The organism is Cobetia sp. PDI-12MA (assembly GCF_059507695.1).
Map to the genome: position 1 here is coordinate 2,259,385 of NZ_CM183351.1, position 17,233 is coordinate 2,276,617.

The window sequence follows — 17,233 nt, forward strand, 5'->3', positions numbered from 1 at the left end:
ATGCAAGCATAAAGGAAGCCATGCAATGGCCAAGGTCAGGGTCAGTCGGACCGCACGTGTACCCGATCCCATGCGCGTCAGGCGCTATCTGAAAGCCCCCGAAGTCGGCCCGCGCGTGCTGTTCTTCAGTGGCGGCACCGCGCTGACCGGGGTCTCGCGCACCCTGACCCGCTATACCCACCACAGCATCCATCTGGTGACGCCGTTCGACTCCGGGGGCAGCTCGGCCAAACTGCGCGAGGCCTTCTCGATGCCCGCTATCGGCGATCTGCGTTCACGCCTGATGGCGCTGGCCGATGACAGCGTTCTGGGCCATCCCGATATCTATCGCCTGTTTACTCACCGCCTGCCGCGTGAAGCTCGCCCGGAGATGCTGCACGCTACGCTGCGCGAGTTGGCGGCTGGGCGGCATCCGTTGACCATGGCGGTCGCGGAACCGATGCGCACCCTGATCTGCCATCAGCTGGGCTTTCTCATCGAGGCCATGCCGGAAGGCTTCGATCTGCGCGGCGCCAGCATCGGCAACCTGATCATTGCCGGCGGCTATCTGAACCATCACCAGCAACTGGATCAGATCATCTTCCTGTTCTCCAAGCTGGTACACGTGCGCGGCACGGTACGCGCCGTGGTCAATGCCGATTGTCATCTGGCGGTGACGCTGGAAGATGGTCGCGAGATCATCGGTCAGCACCGCATCACCGGCAAGGAAGTCCCCCCCCTCGATTCGCCCATCGCGCGCATGCGTCTGGCAGCGGCAGAGGGCGACCACCACGTGCCCGTGGTGCCGGAGCTACACGCCAACAATCGCCAGTTGATCGAGTCGGCCGAACTGATCTGCTTCCCCCCCGGCAGCTTCTATTCCAGTGTGCTCGCCAATCTGTTGCCCAAGGGTGTCGGGCGTGCGGTGCTGGCCAACCCCTGCCCCAAGGTCTATATCCCCAACTGCTGCCCGGACCCGGAGCAGACCGGCAAGTGCATGGACGAGCTTGTCCACATGTTGCTCGACACCCTGTGTGCAGACCTCACCGGCCGCATGGAAGACTGCCCCACCGAGAACCTGCTCAACATCGTGCTCCTCGACAGCCAACGCGGCGACTACCCCGGCGGCCCCTGCACCGAGGCGCTCGAGCGCATGGGCATCACCGTGATCGACACCAAGCTGATCAGCGAGCAGAGCGCACCCTACTACGACAACGAGCTGCTGGTCACCGCACTGCTGTCGCTGGTGTGACGCCAACCACGAGCCGCTCGGCCTGAGCTGCTCTGCCTGAGCTGCTCTGCAGAAAAAGAACGCCCCCGCCTGCCAACAGCAGACGGGGGCGTTCTTTTGTCAGATACGACGTCGGGGCTTAGATCATGCCACGCACCGCGCCGAGAATCACCATCCCCAGCACCAGCTTCCAGGGTGCCAGCGAGAAACGGGTCAGGGCGATGAAGGCGGCCAGCGCGATCACCAGGTCCGTGCGGCTCAGCACGCTGGTGGTCCACAGCGGGTCATAGAGCGCCATGCCCAGCACGCCCACCACGGACGCGTTGGCGCCGGCGAGCGCAGCGCGCGCCCCGGCGCGTGCGCGCAGACGCCCCCACAAAGGCGCCACACCGATCAGCAGCAGAATCCCCGGCAGGAAGATGCTCAACAGCGCAATGACGGCACCGAGCAATGCCGAACCGCCGCCCACCTGCGACATGCCGGCCCCCAGCCAGGCGGCAAAGGTAAACAGCGGCCCCGGCACTGCTTGGGCGGCGGCATAGCCGGTGAGGAAGGTATCGGCCGCGATCTGGCTCGTCTCGACGGTGGAGGCCTCCAGCAGCGGCAGCACCACATGCCCGCCCCCGAACACCAGCGCCCCAGCACGGTAGAAGATATCGACCAGACTGCCCGATGCCACCAGCGGCAGGCCGATCAACAGCACGAAGAACGCGACCAGGCAGTAGCGTGCCAGGCGCGCCGAGACCGGCAGTGACAGCCCCGCGGCCCGGGCGTGCTGGCGCACGGATGCCGCCTTGTCATCACGACACAGCAGGCTACCGAGCACTGCGCCCATCGCGATCACCCCGACCTGCGTCCAGGCGACTTGTATCCAAACGCTCTGTGCCAGCGCCAGGCCCAGCATGGCCAACAGCGCCAGACAGGTACGCCGCAAATCCGGGCACAGCTTGCGCGCCATGCCCCAGATCGCCTGGGCGACGACGGCCACCGCCACCAGCTTCAAGCCATGGCTCACCCCCGAGGCCAGCGGCCCTTCGAGGCTGCCCGCCACCAGTGCCAATACCAGCAACGCCAGCGCAGACGGCAAGGTGAATCCGATCCACGCCAGTATCCCCCCCATCACGCCACCGCCACGCACCATGCCCAGCGCGAAACCGACCTGGCTGCTGGCCGGCCCCGGCAGAAACTGACAGAGCGCGACCAGCTCGGCGTAGGCCTTGTCACTCAACCAGCATTGCCTGCGTACCAGCTCATCGTGGAAGTATCCCAGGTGGGCAATCGGGCCGCCGAAGCTGGTCAGCCCCAAGGTAAAAAAGGTGCGCAGCACTTCACTGCGCCGCGTCTTGTCGCTCGCAAGCGGGGCATCAAGTGTCGCGTGGTCGCGCTCACGCTTCGCAGTTTCATCCGGATGTGACATGACGTTTCTCTTGGAGCGGAAAGGATAACGACCAGAAATCCAGCGAGGGGGTTATGTGAGAGCTATACGAAAGAATTTCCACTTGCTGACGCTACGGTGACATCAGGTGAATTCGCAATAAGCTGATCCTCGCGTCACTTGCATCACCCACCAGACTATCGCCGCCAGATGACAGGAAGCCCGCCCCATGGTTGGGACGGGCTTCCTGCATGAGGGCTTCCTGCATAAGGGCTTAGGCGTCAGGTGCCCGGCGAAGGCTTCAGTTGGCCGACGTCTCCTGAGTGGAGGCATGCTGCGTGTCCGAGGGCAATGCGATGGTCATCACGGCACTCGCCGCCACCAGTGCCGCCGACCACCACAGGCAGGCTTCCAGACCATAGGCCTGATAGAGCCAACCGGACAGCAACGTGCCCAGCAGGCGCCCCATGGCGTTGGCCATATAATAGAAGCCGACATCCATCGACACGCCTTCACTGCGCGCGAAGCGCACGATCAGGTAGCTGTGCCAGCTGGAATTGACGGCGAAGATAACGCCGAACACCAGCAGACCGATGATCAACCACTCAAGGGGCGCCAGCCCCAACAGGATGGCCGCACTGCTGTCGCCACCCTGCTTCGCATCCAGCGACATGCTCGCCATCAGCGCGGGCAACAGCGCCAGCACACCGGCCAGCAGCACGGTCATCCAGCGCACGCCCGCATCACCGCTCAAGCGACGCGCGATCGGCCCGGTGATGTGCGGGGCCTGGGTCTGCACTCCGCCGTAACCGATCACCCATGCGGCCATCAGGATACCGACTGTCCAGAAGTTCCAGCCATGTACCTCGGCTAGATAGACCGGCAAGGCGACCACGAACCAGACATCACGTGCAGCGAACAGGCACATGCGCGCCGCCGACAGCACATTGACTGCCCGCGAGGTCGAGAACATCTCACGAAACGCCGGCTTGCGGCTGGCCTTGCTCTGCCCCAGCGATGCCGAGAGCTTGCGCAGTGACAGCACCAGCACCACGGCCAACATGAGCCACATGGCCAACACCGTGCCCTGGAAGTCGATGAGACTGAGCGCCGCGCCACCGAGGAAGAAGCCCAGGCCCTTGAGGGCATTCTTGGAACCGGTCAGCAGCGCGACCCAGCGATACAGCGCTCTCTGCGACTGCGCCGCCTGCTGCCCCTTCGGCACCAGCACCTTGATGGCGCTCTTGGCGCTCATCTTGTTGAGGTCCTTGGCGATGCCGGACAGCGCCTGGGCAATCATCACCCAGACCACCGTCAGCATGGACTCCGGCACCAACAGCATGCCGAGCGCCACCAGCTGCATCGCAAGCCCGGCATTCATGGTGCGATTGAGACCAAGCCTTGCCCCCAGCCAGCCGCCGACCAGGTTGGTGGCGACACCAAAGGCTTCGTAGAACAGGAACAGCAGCGCGATATCCAGCGCCGAGTAGCCCAGCGAATGGAAATGCAGCACCACCAGCATGCGCAGTGCGCCATCCGTCAGCGTGAAGGCCCAGTAATTCCCCGTCACCAGCAGGTACTGGCGCACCTCATGGGGCAGCTCTCGCAGGCGGGCAAGCATTTCAGCGCTCCTGTGTGCTGGCGTCGGCCAGATCACCCAGGCCCACTTTCAGCGCCAGCTCTGCGGTGCGGTTGGCATAGCCCCACTCGTTGTCATACCAGGCGTACAGCTTGAGCTGGGTGCCCGCGACGACCATGGTCGAGGGCGCATCGATGATGCTGGAGCGGGAATCGGTACGGAAATCGATCGACACCAGCGGGCGTGTCTCGTAGCCCAGCACGCCGGCCAGTTCACCTTCCGCAGCGCTCTGCAGCGCCTGATTGACCTCTTCCACCGTCACTTCGCGATTGAGCTCGAACACCATGTCGGTCAGGGAGGCATTGGCCAGCGGCACACGGATGGCGTGGCCGTTCAAGCGGCCCTCCAGTTCCGGGAAGATGGCGCTGATCGCCTTGGCGGAACCGGTGGTCGTCGGAATCAGGCTCATGCCGCAGGCCCGCGCGCGGCGCAGGTCCTTGTGCGGCGCATCCAGAATCGTCTGGGTATTGGTGATGTCGTGCACGGTGGTCATGGAGCCATGACGAATGCCGAACTTCTCCTGAATCACCTTAATCACCGGTGCCAGGCAGTTGGTGGTGCAGCTGGCTGCCGTCACGATGCGATGCTGTTCGGCGTTGTAGAGGTGATCGTTTACGCCTATGACGATGTTGAGCACGCCCTCTTCCTTGACCGGCGCGGAGACCACGACCCGCGCGACGCCCTGCTCGAGATAGGCGTTCAGCACCTCGGTACTCTTCTTCTTGCCGGAGGCCTCGATCACCACATCGCAGCCCGACCAGTCGGTATCACCGATCTCACGTTGGCTTGAGAATGCCGTGCGCTGACCATCGAGGGTGATGGAATCCGCGTCGCTGGTGATACCGGCGCCCGGCGACCACTGGCCATGCACGGAATCGAATTCCAGCAGATGGGCGAAGGTCGCGGCATCGCCACCCGGGTCATTGATACGCACCACGTCCAGCGCGATATCATCGCGTAGCTTCCACAGCGCGCGCAGGGCGAGACGACCGATGCGCCCGAAGCCGTTGATACCGACGCGCAGGGCCGGCATGCCCTCCGGCACGCTGATGGACGAGGAATAGGACGGAGCGCTATGAGCAGGGCACATGGGCATTTCCTTGAGAGTGTTCGAAAAGATTCGGCTAACGTTCTACGGCCTGTGCGCTCAGCAGCAGCGCACAGGGCGGTTGGGTATCGTCTCCAGCCACGCCACCCAGCGCGACACCTCGCGGGCGTTGGCCTGACAGAGAGTCGCGAGAATCTGATGGCACCAAGCTGGAAGGTCAGGTGCCAGACGGTAGTGCACCCACTGGCCACGCCGCTGACTGGTCAGCAGGCCAGCATCTCTCAGCTGAGCGAGATGCCGCGAGAACTTGGGCTGGGAGATGGGCATGGCACGCTGTTCCAGCAGCCAGATAAGCTCACAGACACACAACTCTTCCATCTGGGCCAACAGCTGCACGACGGTCAGGCGAGTATCCTCGGCAAGGCACCTGAAGACCTGCAACGGTGTCAGGCAGGCCGCCATGTCTCCCACTCCATCAATAACGTCATTGGTTGACGGTTTCATAGCGATGTCCTCGCGTATGCCTGAGCCACCTTGCTCCCCTCTCGATTCCCCCACCCGATTCCCCCACCCGATTCCCTCTCCCGCCCCCTCTCACCGGCACCTGACGCAAGGCAAGGCAGGATGTCTCCCAGCCGGCTGAAGCGCGCCGATATACGAAATATCATATATGTGTTTTTCCATATATAAAATGACACATGTATGACAGTTGGATGACAGCCGGCGCCTGAATCGATGGCAGCGATGGAGAGCGATTGGAGAGGGAATGGAGGACAAATGAAGCGCGATCAGAGTGTCGCTTGGCTCGGAGTACCAGCGGGTAGCCGGTCACACCATCGCCACTGTTGCGCAAACGGCACGCATATGTTGCCTGGCCTCAAAAGCGAATGCGCTTGCGAACAAAAGTCGAGCGGCGTTAGTGTGTGTGCATCAGGCATACCAAGTGCCCTTTTGAATCACGCATCCCTCGTGATGCACAGGAGAGACAAATGGCGGATTTCGCACAAGTCGTCGATAGCAACTACACCCAGGAAGTCATCGAGAGCGAGCAGCCGGTGCTGGTCAAGTTCTGGGCACCGTGGTGCGGCCCGTGCAAGATGCTCGACCCGATCGTCGAATCCATCGCCGAAGAACAGGGCGATGCCCTCAAGGTCGTTGCCATCAATGTCGATGATGCACCGGACCTCGCCGCCCAGAATGGCGTCCGTGGCCTGCCGACCATCGCGCTGTTCAAGTCCGGCGAGAAGCTCGAAGCCCTGACCGGCGTCCAGCCGAAGGAAAACTTCGACGCCATGATCTCGCGTCACGCCTGATCGAATCGGCCGCTGGCCGCAAGGCCCTGACGCTGCAATGAAAACGCCCTCCATGAGGGCGTTTTTTTGGTCTGCACGGTGCTTTAGGTTACTCTATGCCCATGATTTTTCAGGCAATTATCGTAATAGAGAAATTCCTGCCTTCAAGATATCGCTGACCGCGACAGTAACACCAGCATTATCACGACAAGGAAACATTGATGCCTGACCCCGTCCGTTCGACCCGACATCTGGGCATGGTCGCCCTGCTTACCGGCCTGCTGACGGGCTGCGCCAACGGCCATACGACCCTGCCGGCCACCACCTCAGCGCTCAAGGCCGGGCCTGCCTACGGTGAAATGCGCTCTGTCGCCGTCATGCAGATTCGCCCCGGCAATGTGGCGGTGACGCCCAATGGACAGGTCTTCGCCACCATCCACCCGATGGATGGGGATCACGACGTGCAACTGGTCGAGATCACCGGCCAGAACAGCTACCGCGCCTGGCCCTCCCCTGCCTTGCAGACGCATGCCGGCCGCTACAGCGACGCCACCATCGATTCCCCTCTGGGCATCTACCAGGATGGCCAGGGTGGACTGTGGATCACCGACATGGGGCTGCATCTGGGCAAGACCCGCCTGTGGGGCTTCGATATTGCCTCGGGAAAGCTGATCATCAAGCTGACTTTGCCTGCGAACATCGCCCCCGAGGGCAGCTTCGTTCAGGACCTGGCGGTGGACCGCAGCCGTGGCGTGGCCTATCTGGCAGACATCGCCAATCCGGGCTTGATCACCGTCGACCTGGAGAGCGGCGAAGCCACCCGCTTCAGCGAGCACCCGGCGCTTGAGGCAGAACCTGGTGCCAAGCTCAAGATCGATGGCAAGGACGTCCAGTTCAATGGCAAGCCTGCCAAGGTCGGCGTCGACCCGATCACCCTGTCCGGCGATGGCGAGACGGTCTTCTTCGGCGCCATGACCGGCCACAGCTGGTACAGCTTACCGGCCAAGCTGCTGCGCGAAGGCGCCGATCACGCCACCATCGCCGCTGCCATCACGCGCGTCGGCGACAAGCCCGTTTCCGACGGCGCAGATACCGCTGGGGGCATCCACTACTTCACCAACCTCAATCAGCATGGGCTGGATGTGTTGGGCGCCGATGGCAAACTGACGCCGCTGGTGCGCGATGAACGTCTCGACTGGCCGGATGGCGTGCGCATGGCGGCCGACGGCTGGCTCTATGTCACCGTCAATCAGCTCGACAGCACGCCGCCCTTCAATGACGGCAAGGATAGCGGCCAGGCGCCGTACCGTATCTTCAAGGTCTGGCCCGTCGACAATTGAGTCGATAATTGAATCGGCAATAGAGAGGTCGGTCGCGTCGACCCTCTGAAAGACAACGCCCGCATTCCTTGGTCAGGAATGCGGGCGTTGTCTTTCTGCAAGGCACAACATCAGTCGGGCTGTCGGAATATCACGAACTCATGCTCACATTGCGGGCAATGCCCCGAGTAGACCGCCCCGGACTTGCTCAGGCGTACGCTGTGATGCTCGCAGGCCGGACAGCCCTGCTTGAGTGATGTGTTGGCGTTGCAGACCTGACATTTGACGTAATAGCCGTAGGGGCCGTAACGCCCCAGCAGTGCATCTTTTTCCTGACATTTCTGGCACTGGACTCGGACTTCCTGTGGCGCTTGCGTGGCGGCGGAAGCATTCAAGTGTGAAGTGGACCCCATCCTTTGGACCACCTGACGGGTCGTCTAAGCTCGGATCAGGTCATCATCGGCGTCAGGCCGCCTGGATCAGTGGTTGAGAGAAGTACACTTCATCAGGTGTAGCATCGTCTAGCCCTTGGTGGGGCCGCTCTGTGTTGTACCAAGCGAAGTAACGCTTCAGATCCCCTCGCAAGTGGGCGCCGCTCTCGAAAGCCTTCAGATAAACGCACTCATACTTCACACTGCGCCAGAGTCGTTCCACGAATATGTTGTCCTGATAGCATCCCTTGCCGTCCATGCTGATCCGGACATCATGGGCTTCCAGCACTTCGGTGAACGACTGGCTGGTGAACTGACAGCCTTGATCTGTATTGAATATCTCGGGCTTTCCATAACACGCCAAGGCTTCCTCCAAAGCATCGATACAGAAGTCCGTATCCAGGGTGTTGGAGACCCGCCAGGCCAACACGCGACGGCTGTGCCAGTCCATGATGGCCACCAGGTACATGAACCCGCGCGCCAAAGGAATATAGGTGATATCGGTCGCCCATACCTGATTGGGGCGGTCGATGACTCGCCCCCGCAGCAAGTAAGGATAGATCCGATGTCCTGTACCTGGCCGGCTAGTGCATGGCTTCGGATAAATAGCCTGTAGTCCCATCCCGCGCATCAATCGCTGGACGCGCTTGCGGCTCACTGCGTGGCCCAAGCGATTGAGATAGGCTGACATCCTTCGTGAGCCATAGACCGGTGTGCGCAGATGTTCCGCGTCGATCAGACGCATTAACTCCAGATCATAGGCCCGTAGCGCCTTGCGCTGATAGTACATCGAGGAGCGACTGATACCGAGTAGCTGGCATTGACGTCGGAGGCTGATGCCGGGCGCTTGCGGCTCGACCATTGTCAGGCGCTGGGCCCGACTCAACGATCGAGCCTGCGTGACAAAAAATCCCGTTCCACTGTCAGCTTGCCGATCTCGCGATAGAGCGTATCGATCTCCTCCTGGGTCTTCTGGGCGGTTTTACTGGAACTTTTGCCCTCGAAGACGCCGGTGGCGTTGTCCAGCAGGTCGCGCTTCCACTGACTCACCATGGTTGGGTGGATCTCGAAGCGGGCTGCGATCTCTGACGTGGTCTGTTCCCCCTTGAGGGCAGTAAGGGCTACCTTGGCTTTGAACTCACTGCTGTACTGTCGACGTTTCCTGCTCATGATCAAGCTCTCCTGGTCGGTATGATCAGAGCTTAGCGCCTGGTCCGAATTCTGGGGTCCACTTCAGCGTGCGGTAATTCTGTCGAGATGCTCGCTCAACTGTGGCGAGGCCAGACACGCTTCAGGCACTGGCGACCCGACAGGTGCCTCGGCTGGCGGCGCTGTTGTATCGGCTCTGGTTTCAGCTTTTGGCTTAGCGACGCTCTCGGCGCTTGCCTTCGCCTCATTGACTGCCGCGGCGGCGGGGATGGCAACTGCCACTGCACTCGAATCGCCTCCCTGCCTGGCCATGGCGCGCTGCTTCTTATTACAGCGCTCCTGGTCGTCAAGCTCATGACTGCCTGGCGCATTGTCGCCAATGCCATTGCCCCCATGAGCGCTGTAGCCCGCGCCGTTGTTACCGAGGTCTTTGTTGGCGAGGGCTTTGCTATCAGATTCGCGGATACAACCCTCATTGACCGCCCATCGACTCGCGGCACTGTCAGCGGCGTCTGGCGTCTTCGCTGCCGGCTGCGGGCGACGACTCACCTCGCGACGGACGGTCTCGACGGCATGCGCGCGACGCGAACGGGCGTCCTGCTTGAGCAGGAACTCGCTGACACGCTCAAGCTCATCCTTGGTGAATTCCGGACGCGTATCGAACAGCAAGGCACGCTTGACCATCGAACGCGCCCCGATCAGGCCACTGACCTGCTCGTGGAGAAACTCCGGCTTCACCACCTGAGCCGAGACCCCCTTGGCCATATCGTCACGGTGCACGATGGCATTGCTCGAGACGGCGCACAGCACTTTCCATTGTCGACCGGCAAAGCCGCCTTGCAGCCCCAGGGTCTTGTTCATCAAGTGAGTGCGATGCTCGATCAATAGGCGCTTGAGAATATCCTGCTGCAATTCCCCCTGACGCAGTGGTGACTTGAGCCCAGACCAATTGCCCCGATAGCTGCGCTGCCATTCACCTGCCGCATTGACCCTGACTTCACCAGTGATGCTTTTCGACTCGATGATGATGAACCCGAAGGGATGCATGACCAGATGATCGATCTGGGCATTCTCCTCACCATGTTTCAGTCGCAGATCATTGAAGATCACGACCTCGGGGTCGCCCCCGAAGGCACGCCGTAGATGGAAGGCCACATCCTCTTCCTGGCGGTGACCATACCTGGCGCGCTCATCGTCGCCACTGTAGGCCTCTTTTTCCTTGGCTATCATCTGCTCGTCCCTGAAGCGCTGATTACATCCTTGTCAGCCCAATATATCGCTATTGCCCGTAAAATACGCCATGCAACATGCGTCAATAAACAGTTTTCATCAAGAGATTATAAAGTTTATTTAAATCAGCCCGACTCCACTGCCATGCTTCAGGTGCGGGATAATCGTTAACACTCTGCGCCAGGACATATCCGCGCCACTTTACCCGCTGTTGTCAGGACAAGTCTGGGGCGCCAGACATCAGCCACTCACAGCGTCAGGCGGGTGGCGAGAAACTCGACGAAGGCGCTGATGCGCGGCGACAGCGTACTGTTACGGTAATAGACCGCCTGGATCTGCTCGCGGGGATTGGGACTCTGGATCTGGCCGGGCAACACTTCCACCAGAGCGCCGGTCTTGAGGTCATTGCCCAGCATGAAGCGCGAGATCAGCGCGATACCATGCCCCGCCAGGCACAGCTGACGCATGACTTCGCCACTGGTGGTCGGCAGATGGGGTGTCGTGTCGAAGCCCTGTGGAGCACCCTTGAGCGGCCAGCGATTGAGACGACTGGGGGGCAGGAACCCCAGCAGCTGATGGGCCTGCAGCGCCGCGACACTGGACGGCACACCATGCTCGGCCAGATAGGCAGGGCTTGCGACCAGATGCAGCGTGGAGCGCCCCAGCACCTTGGCGTGCAGCGTGGAATCATCCAGCTCGCCGATGCGGATGGCCACATCGGTACGCTGTTCCAGCAGGTTGATGATGTCATCGGCCGCTGACAGCTCCAGCGCGATGCCGGGATAGCTGCGTGAGAACTCCGCGACCAGCGGCACCAGCTGATGCAGCACGAAGGGACTCGCGGCATCGACGCGCAGCCGGCCACTGGGCTGATCGCGCTGCTGCAACAGAGCCTCTTCGGCACTGCCGAGCAGCAACAAGCCCTCGCGCACGCGTTCGACGAAGCCGCGACCCTCATCGGTCAGCGCCACGCTGCGTGTAGTGCGGTTCAGTAGCGGCGTTTCCAGCTCACCTTCCAGGCGCTGGATGGCCCGCGATACCTTGGCCACCGGAATGTTCAACCGATTGGCGGCGGCGCTGAAGCCCCCGCTATCCACCACGGCCAGTAGCAACTCGAGGTCATCCGAACGGCTGCGCATGCTGCGATCTCCTTGAAAGTGCAAGATGCATGGTCCCATGCATCTTTGCAGAAATCACAATAATCATCCGCATCATGATCGCTTCTGCAATATGGCTTGCCGATCAAATCACACAGCAAAAGGATGTCGCCTAGAGCCCACCACGGCGACGCTCGCCAGGGCGCAGCATCCTGACCCTTGCCTTGGGGGTGCGCTGCGGCAATGACGGAGGCGCCGGCGGTGTCTCCAGCTGCCCCGAGGGCGAGACATCGCTGGCGCCGATCGAGCCGCCCAGCGTCGTCGCGAATTCCGAGCGCTGACGAGGCCTGCCATCTGGGGCGGCGTGCGCACCCTCGCGACTCTCCCCCTCCATGCCCGCTGCCCGCAACGGGGCCTGATCATGCCTCTGGCCACTGTCTTGCGAAGCCAGCGGGGGTGGCGGGATGATCACCCAGGCAAAGGTCGGCAAGGTCAGATGCCAATAGATCGCCGGCAGGCGAATCGCCAGTATCAGCAAGATGGCAGCTCCAGTGGCCCACGCCAGGCCAACACCCGCCTCGAGAAGCGCGATATAGAGAATGCCACCCGCCAGCGACGCCGAGGCGTAGATTTCCTGACGCAGCACCATCGGCACACGGCGCGCGAGCACATCACGGATCATGCCACCCGCCACGCCGCTCATGGTGCCCATCAAGACGGCCACGATGCCATCCACGCCCAGCATACGAGCCTTGTGCGCGCCCAACACCGTAAACAGCGCCAACCCGAAGGCATCGGTGACCGGCAGGAAAACCCGCGTCAGGCGATGGATATAATGAAAGCCGAGCGTCGCCACCATTACCGTCAACAGGATGACCCACAGATAGATCGGCTGCTCGACCCAGAACACCGGGCCGATTCCCAGCACGAGATCACGCAGCGTACCGCCGCCGATACCGGTCACGGCGCCCAGCACCAGCATGCCGATCGGGTCCATGCGTGAACGGCACGCCACGACGACACCGGTCAGGGCAAAGATCATCACACCGGCCAGGTCGAGCCAGGTTATCCAGTTCATTCTCGTGAAGCCTCCTGCAGTGCGCTGGCGTGCGCATGAAACATTGGCGTATATGCTTGTCGCGAACCGTGATGGCCTCTTCTGCCAAGTCGTCTGCTGCGATGGCGCAGCGGCGCGATCATACTCCCTTTTGCGGCTCTTTTTGTGCCCTCGACGTCATCCGTGCCGCTTTGAGGGAGCGGAGGATGATGACCCGCCTCAGGGCGTGGCCTGACCACGGCGCGCGGTCGCGCTGGGCGGCTCACCGAATCGTTGGCGATAGGCACGCGAGAAGTGCGCCAGATGCGTGAACCCGACGCCGAGAGCCGCTTGGGAAACGCTGCGACTGCTGTCGGCCAATACGCACTGGGCATGATCCAGCCGCATGCCGAGATAGCGCTGCTTGGGCGTTTCCTCGAAGTGAGCCATGAACAGACGCGTCAGCTGGCGCTGGGATTGGCCGACCAGACGACAGATGTCGGGGATCGTCAGCACCTGGGCAAGATTGGCCTCCATCACAGCCAGCGCCTTGACCACACTGCGTGGCAGCGAATCGTCTCGAGTGCTGACAGCAGCAGGCGTGGCCAGATGCCCGCGCTGATGTACCAGTTGCCGCCCGACGGCGTCCGCCAGCGACGGCCCATACAGAAACTCGATCCACGCCAGCATCATGTCGATACTGGCCGCGCCGCCAGACCCCGTCAGCCGCTCGCCCTGCCATTCATAGTCGGCCTGACTGATCTCGAGATGAGGAAATTCCTCGCGAAAGGCCGGCACGCTCTCCCAGTGCAGGGCGACCCGATGACCGGCGAGCACCCCGGCGCGCGCCAGAATGAAGGGGGCGGTATCCAACCCTCCCAACCAGGCGCCGTGGGCTGCCAGGTGCCGAATCACGCCACGCGCCTGGCTGCTGACGCTGACTTCCGGCCCGTAGGATGACACCACCATCAAGCGCGTCTGCGCCCCACTCTGGCCACCCGACTGCGTCTCATTGACCAGAGACGACAAGGCGCCATCGACGTCGATGCGCACGCCATTGCTGGCCACGACAGCCTCGCCATCACTGGACAGCAGACGCCAGGCGAACAGCGGCCGTCCGAAGCGATTGGCGACCCGTAGCGGTTCCAGCAGGCAGAACAACGTCAACATCGAGAAGCGCGGCACCAACCAGACATTCAGCGTGTGCTCGGCGGCCCCCGGCGCCAGCAGTGGCGGTGAATCCGGGCGCGGATACGGCGCAGAGAGAGGCTCCGGCGCCGTCGCTAGAGGAAGCATACGGGATTGCGAGGGCCGTTCAGAGTGTTCAGACGGTTTTGACAATTCAGACCGTGCTGACAGTTCAGAGGATTCAACTGGTTCGGGTGGCGGTTCAGACATGTAGCAAATTTCATCAACTTGCGGCCATTTACCTCAACCTTACCCGTGTCAGGCACTTGAGGTAAGTGGCACGGGGTTGAAACCCGAGAACGGCCTAAGCGACGCTAGCCGGCGAAGGCTCGGCCCAGCGCTTGCGGATCCTGCTGAGCAAACAGCTCGCAGCGATCTCGTCCCGAGGCCTTGGCGCGATAAAGCGCCTCATCCGCCTGCTTGAGAATGGTCTCGAAGCTGCAACCCTGGCCGGTGCCTGCAGCAGAGACCCCGATACTGATGGTGACAATACCATGGCGTGAACTCCCCGCATGCGGTAGCGCCAGGTCGCGAACATGGCGAATGATCTCTTCTGCGCGCGCCAACGCCTGTTGTGGCGTACAGGATGGCAACAGCACCACGAACTCTTCTCCCCCGAATCGCGCCACGATATCAACATCGGGGTGCACACTTTCGAAGATGGCCGTCGCGATACGCTTGAGGCACAGGTCCCCTTTCACGTGGCCGTAGTGGTCGTTGTAAGCCTTGAAATGGTCGACATCGATCATGGCCACGCCGTATTGAAGTCGACTGTCGACCTGCTTGCCGAGCAGCGGACTCACGAGGCTGTCAAAGTGGCGTCGGTTATAGACTTCGGTCAAGGGGTCGATCGAGGCCAGGCGTCGAAACTCTTCATGCTTCTCGGTGAACTCCTCGACCCTGAGCTGCTCACGCAGCAGCAGGTAGGAAAGGCGCTCGGCCTTTTCGCTGCGCAGATTGGAGATGATCAAAAACAGCGTGATGGACAGAAACACCATCAACGCCATGAAGCCCCCCGACTCATAAGGCGCGGGATGGGCATTGACCAGATACAGCATCACACCGAAATGGAAGGCCGAAGAGCACAGGGCATACCAGAAGCGCAGCTGAAACAGGACATTGCCCACCAGCACGATAAGGCCGAGTGCGAACAGGTCGAGGAAGGAATGGGGCGAGACTGACAACTGGACCAACAGGGCGGTGAAGATCATCGCGAAGCACACCAGCGCGGTCATCAACATCTCACGCAATACCGGCGAGACACCCCGCTTGAGCATATAGATACAGATCAGGGCGATGGGCGTCATGATACCGACGCGAATGACGATGGCCTCCAGCATGTGGTCTGGGCGAAAGCGCCTGTCATTGAGCAGAAACAGCACATAGATGCTGATCGCCACCGCGCCCATGCAGGCAAGCTTGTGACTGCGCGCGACATGGATATCGTGCTCGAAGCGCGCTTCTATCTCGGCTGGGAAATGCACTCCCAGACCGCCCTCACGCTGTATCTGTCTGTCCACCTGCACCATCAGATCATTCATTCACGTCCCCTCCCTTGAGGACAGCCAATCAATAATCTCACTCTATACAAGGCGACACGGATCAATAAGCGATCGGGTGCAAACGTGACAATCGTTAACAACCTTGTCAAACACTTGTCCAAATTTCAGACAACTGTTCTTGAGCCAAACGCTCGATTATCAGAGCGAAGTGATGCCCCCGACATCACTTCGCTCGCGATCTTCCCTGCGCAATCTCAGCGCTTGAAACTCCAGGGAGCGGCGATGCGGAAGAAGCGCAACGTCACCGCCTCATCCACCGGCCGTGTCAGCAGCGACACCAGCACGAAGACCGGCAGATTGAGCATCAACCCCCAGAAACCGGCATGCAGGCCCAGCGGATGCGGCCATACGACGGTAAACAGCACCGTGACCACGAAGCCGGCACTGATGCCGCTGATGACACCTGCCGCCGAGGCACGCGGCCAGAAGAACATGCCCAGAAATGCCGGCAAGACCTGAGAGGCAAAGCCCAGCCCGATCAAGAGGATCATCACCAGATTGCCCGGCTCCCAGATCGCAAGCGGCGCCACGATAAGGAACATCACCGGGAAGATCAGCCAGCGCGCCAGCTTGCCAGCGTGTTGGTCATCAAGCTTCAAACCCGGCTGCAGCACATCACGGCTCAGGCTCAGGGCCACCGAATGAATGAAGGGCTCGCTTGAGGACATCGAGGCCGCCAGCGTGCCCGCACCCAACAGGCCTACCAGCCAGACCGGCATGTTGGCCATCGCGTATTCGAGCACCACGGTGTCGGCGCGCTCGAGCTCCGGCAGGCTGTAGATACCGATGAAGCCGACCACCACCAGCGGCAGGATCACCACATAGTAGGTCGGCAGCCAGCTGGCACTGCGACGGATGGTGCCGGCGGAGGCGGCACTCATCCATTGGGTCCATACCGGCGGCATGAAGGACAGCATCGAGACGATGATCGAGGTAGTCCAGAAGCTGAAGCTCATGTCGCCGCCGGCGCCGGGCAGACGCAGATACTCCGGGTGACTGGCCTCAAGACGCGTGAACACGCCACTGAATCCCCATTCGCCGGTGGAGAGATAGGCCGCCCAGAGGCCGATCACCCAGGCAACGACCAGCATCAACACGCCCTGGAAGGCATTGGTGCGCCCGATGGCGCGCTGGCCGCTGACGAACAGATAGACGGCGATCGCGCTGAGCACCAGCAACACGCCAGCCCAGAGCGGAATACGCCCGCCGCTCATCACCAGCAGGATGTAGGCTGAGCCTATGGTCTGCAGGACCGCATAGGCGATGGAGGCAATCGACATCACCAGTGCCGACAGCGCGCCCAGCAGAGGGCTCTGATAGCGGTCCGCGATCGCGCTTGCCTGGGTGACATGCCCGAACTGCTCGCCGAACTTCCATACCTTGGGGCCGAAGTACCAGGCCACCAGCGCCAGATAGGCCAGATAGATGGCGACATAGAATACCGGCACGCCCTTGCTGTAGGCCCAGCCCGGCGCGCCCATGAAGGTATAGGCACTGACGCTGCCGGCGGCGATCAACAGATAGAGCGTCACGGGCCCCATCGAGCGCCCGGCAACTCCCCACTGCTCCAGCGTGTCCATGCGCCGGCCGCCCCGCGCGCCGAGACCGATGGCCATGGCGAGAACGACATAGCCCAGGGTGACCAGCAAGGGCACGC

The 17,233-nt window shown here is 61.7% G+C and carries 14 protein-coding genes and 1 pseudogene; 3 read left to right on the forward strand and 12 right to left on the reverse strand.

Translation table 11 applies throughout. The annotated features are described in order from the left end of the window. The first annotated feature begins 25 nt into the window (after positions 1-25). Positions 26-1,231 carry a GAK system CofD-like protein gene (locus AC5WNI_RS09720; RefSeq protein WP_225346729.1) on the forward strand — a complete coding sequence of 402 codons (1,206 nt, stop codon included), beginning with the start codon at positions 26-28 and terminating at the stop codon, positions 1,229-1,231. Between the two features lie 118 nt (positions 1,232-1,349). Here the strand turns inward: AC5WNI_RS09720 and chrA are convergent, their stop codons facing one another. From chrA to AC5WNI_RS09740, 4 genes are all read right to left on the reverse strand, one after another. Beyond that, the gene (gene chrA, locus AC5WNI_RS09725; RefSeq protein WP_225346730.1) at positions 1,350-2,627 is read right to left on the reverse strand and encodes a chromate efflux transporter; all 1,278 of its coding nucleotides are present in this window, start codon (positions 2,625-2,627) and stop codon (positions 1,350-1,352) included. 259 nt (positions 2,628-2,886) lie between these two features. Then, positions 2,887-4,206: an organoarsenical effux MFS transporter ArsJ gene (arsJ, locus tag AC5WNI_RS09730; protein WP_284891890.1), complete on the reverse strand. Its 1,320-nt coding sequence runs from the start codon at positions 4,204-4,206 to the stop codon at positions 2,887-2,889. 1 nt (position 4,207) lies between these two features. Next, positions 4,208-5,257, reverse strand: a complete 1,050-nt coding sequence (locus tag AC5WNI_RS09735) for an ArsJ-associated glyceraldehyde-3-phosphate dehydrogenase (protein WP_487885902.1) — start codon at positions 5,255-5,257, stop codon at positions 4,208-4,210. Positions 5,258-5,371: 114 nt separating this feature from the next. After that, positions 5,372-5,734 carry a metalloregulator ArsR/SmtB family transcription factor gene (locus AC5WNI_RS09740; protein ID WP_225346732.1) on the reverse strand — a complete coding sequence of 121 codons (363 nt, stop codon included), beginning with the start codon at positions 5,732-5,734 and terminating at the stop codon, positions 5,372-5,374. Between the two features lie 527 nt (positions 5,735-6,261). On the opposite strand from AC5WNI_RS09740, the gene trxA reads away from it, so the two are divergent. Next, on the forward strand, positions 6,262-6,585 hold the full coding sequence (trxA, locus tag AC5WNI_RS09745; RefSeq protein WP_054557199.1) for a thioredoxin: 324 nt from the start codon (positions 6,262-6,264) through the stop codon (positions 6,583-6,585). Between the two features lie 200 nt (positions 6,586-6,785). Next, a complete protein-coding gene (locus tag AC5WNI_RS09750; RefSeq protein WP_225346733.1) occupies positions 6,786-7,904 on the forward strand; it encodes a major royal jelly family protein in 1,119 nt (372 codons plus the stop codon). Positions 7,905-8,014: 110 nt separating this feature from the next. Here AC5WNI_RS09750 and AC5WNI_RS09755 read toward each other — a convergent pair whose 3' ends face one another. The 8 genes and pseudogenes from AC5WNI_RS09755 to AC5WNI_RS09790 form a co-directional block, all read right to left on the reverse strand. Further along, the gene (locus AC5WNI_RS09755) at positions 8,015-8,296 is read right to left on the reverse strand and encodes a hypothetical protein (protein WP_495928358.1); all 282 of its coding nucleotides are present in this window, start codon (positions 8,294-8,296) and stop codon (positions 8,015-8,017) included. Positions 8,297-8,348: 52 nt separating this feature from the next. Then, positions 8,349-9,484, reverse strand: a protein-coding gene (locus tag AC5WNI_RS09760) for an IS3 family transposase (RefSeq protein WP_156941212.1) whose coding sequence is annotated in 2 segments (ribosomal slippage) — positions 8,349-9,211 and positions 9,211-9,484 — 1,137 coding nt in all. Because the reading frame shifts where the segments join, the coding sequence is not laid out codon by codon here. Between the two features lie 63 nt (positions 9,485-9,547). Beyond that, entirely contained in the window at positions 9,548-10,693 is a 1,146-nt protein-coding gene (locus tag AC5WNI_RS09765; RefSeq protein ID WP_495928359.1) for a nuclease-related domain-containing protein, read from the reverse strand. Between the two features lie 248 nt (positions 10,694-10,941). Next, on the reverse strand, positions 10,942-11,832 hold the full coding sequence (locus AC5WNI_RS09770) for a LysR family transcriptional regulator (protein ID WP_131432217.1): 891 nt from the start codon (positions 11,830-11,832) through the stop codon (positions 10,942-10,944). Positions 11,833-12,247: 415 nt separating this feature from the next. After that, a pseudogene (locus tag AC5WNI_RS09775) lies at positions 12,248-12,868 on the reverse strand (trimeric intracellular cation channel family protein); the annotation flags it as partial. A 198-nt stretch (positions 12,869-13,066) separates the two neighbouring features. Continuing rightward, the gene (locus tag AC5WNI_RS09780; RefSeq protein WP_225346735.1) at positions 13,067-14,122 is read right to left on the reverse strand and encodes a GlxA family transcriptional regulator; all 1,056 of its coding nucleotides are present in this window, start codon (positions 14,120-14,122) and stop codon (positions 13,067-13,069) included. Positions 14,123-14,328: 206 nt separating this feature from the next. After that, entirely contained in the window at positions 14,329-15,555 is a 1,227-nt protein-coding gene (locus AC5WNI_RS09785) for a GGDEF domain-containing protein (RefSeq protein WP_225346736.1), read from the reverse strand. Between the two features lie 215 nt (positions 15,556-15,770). Next, a complete protein-coding gene (locus AC5WNI_RS09790) occupies positions 15,771-17,192 on the reverse strand; it encodes a sodium:solute symporter family protein (RefSeq protein ID WP_225348143.1) in 1,422 nt (473 codons plus the stop codon). Between the last annotated feature and the right edge of the window lie 41 nt (positions 17,193-17,233).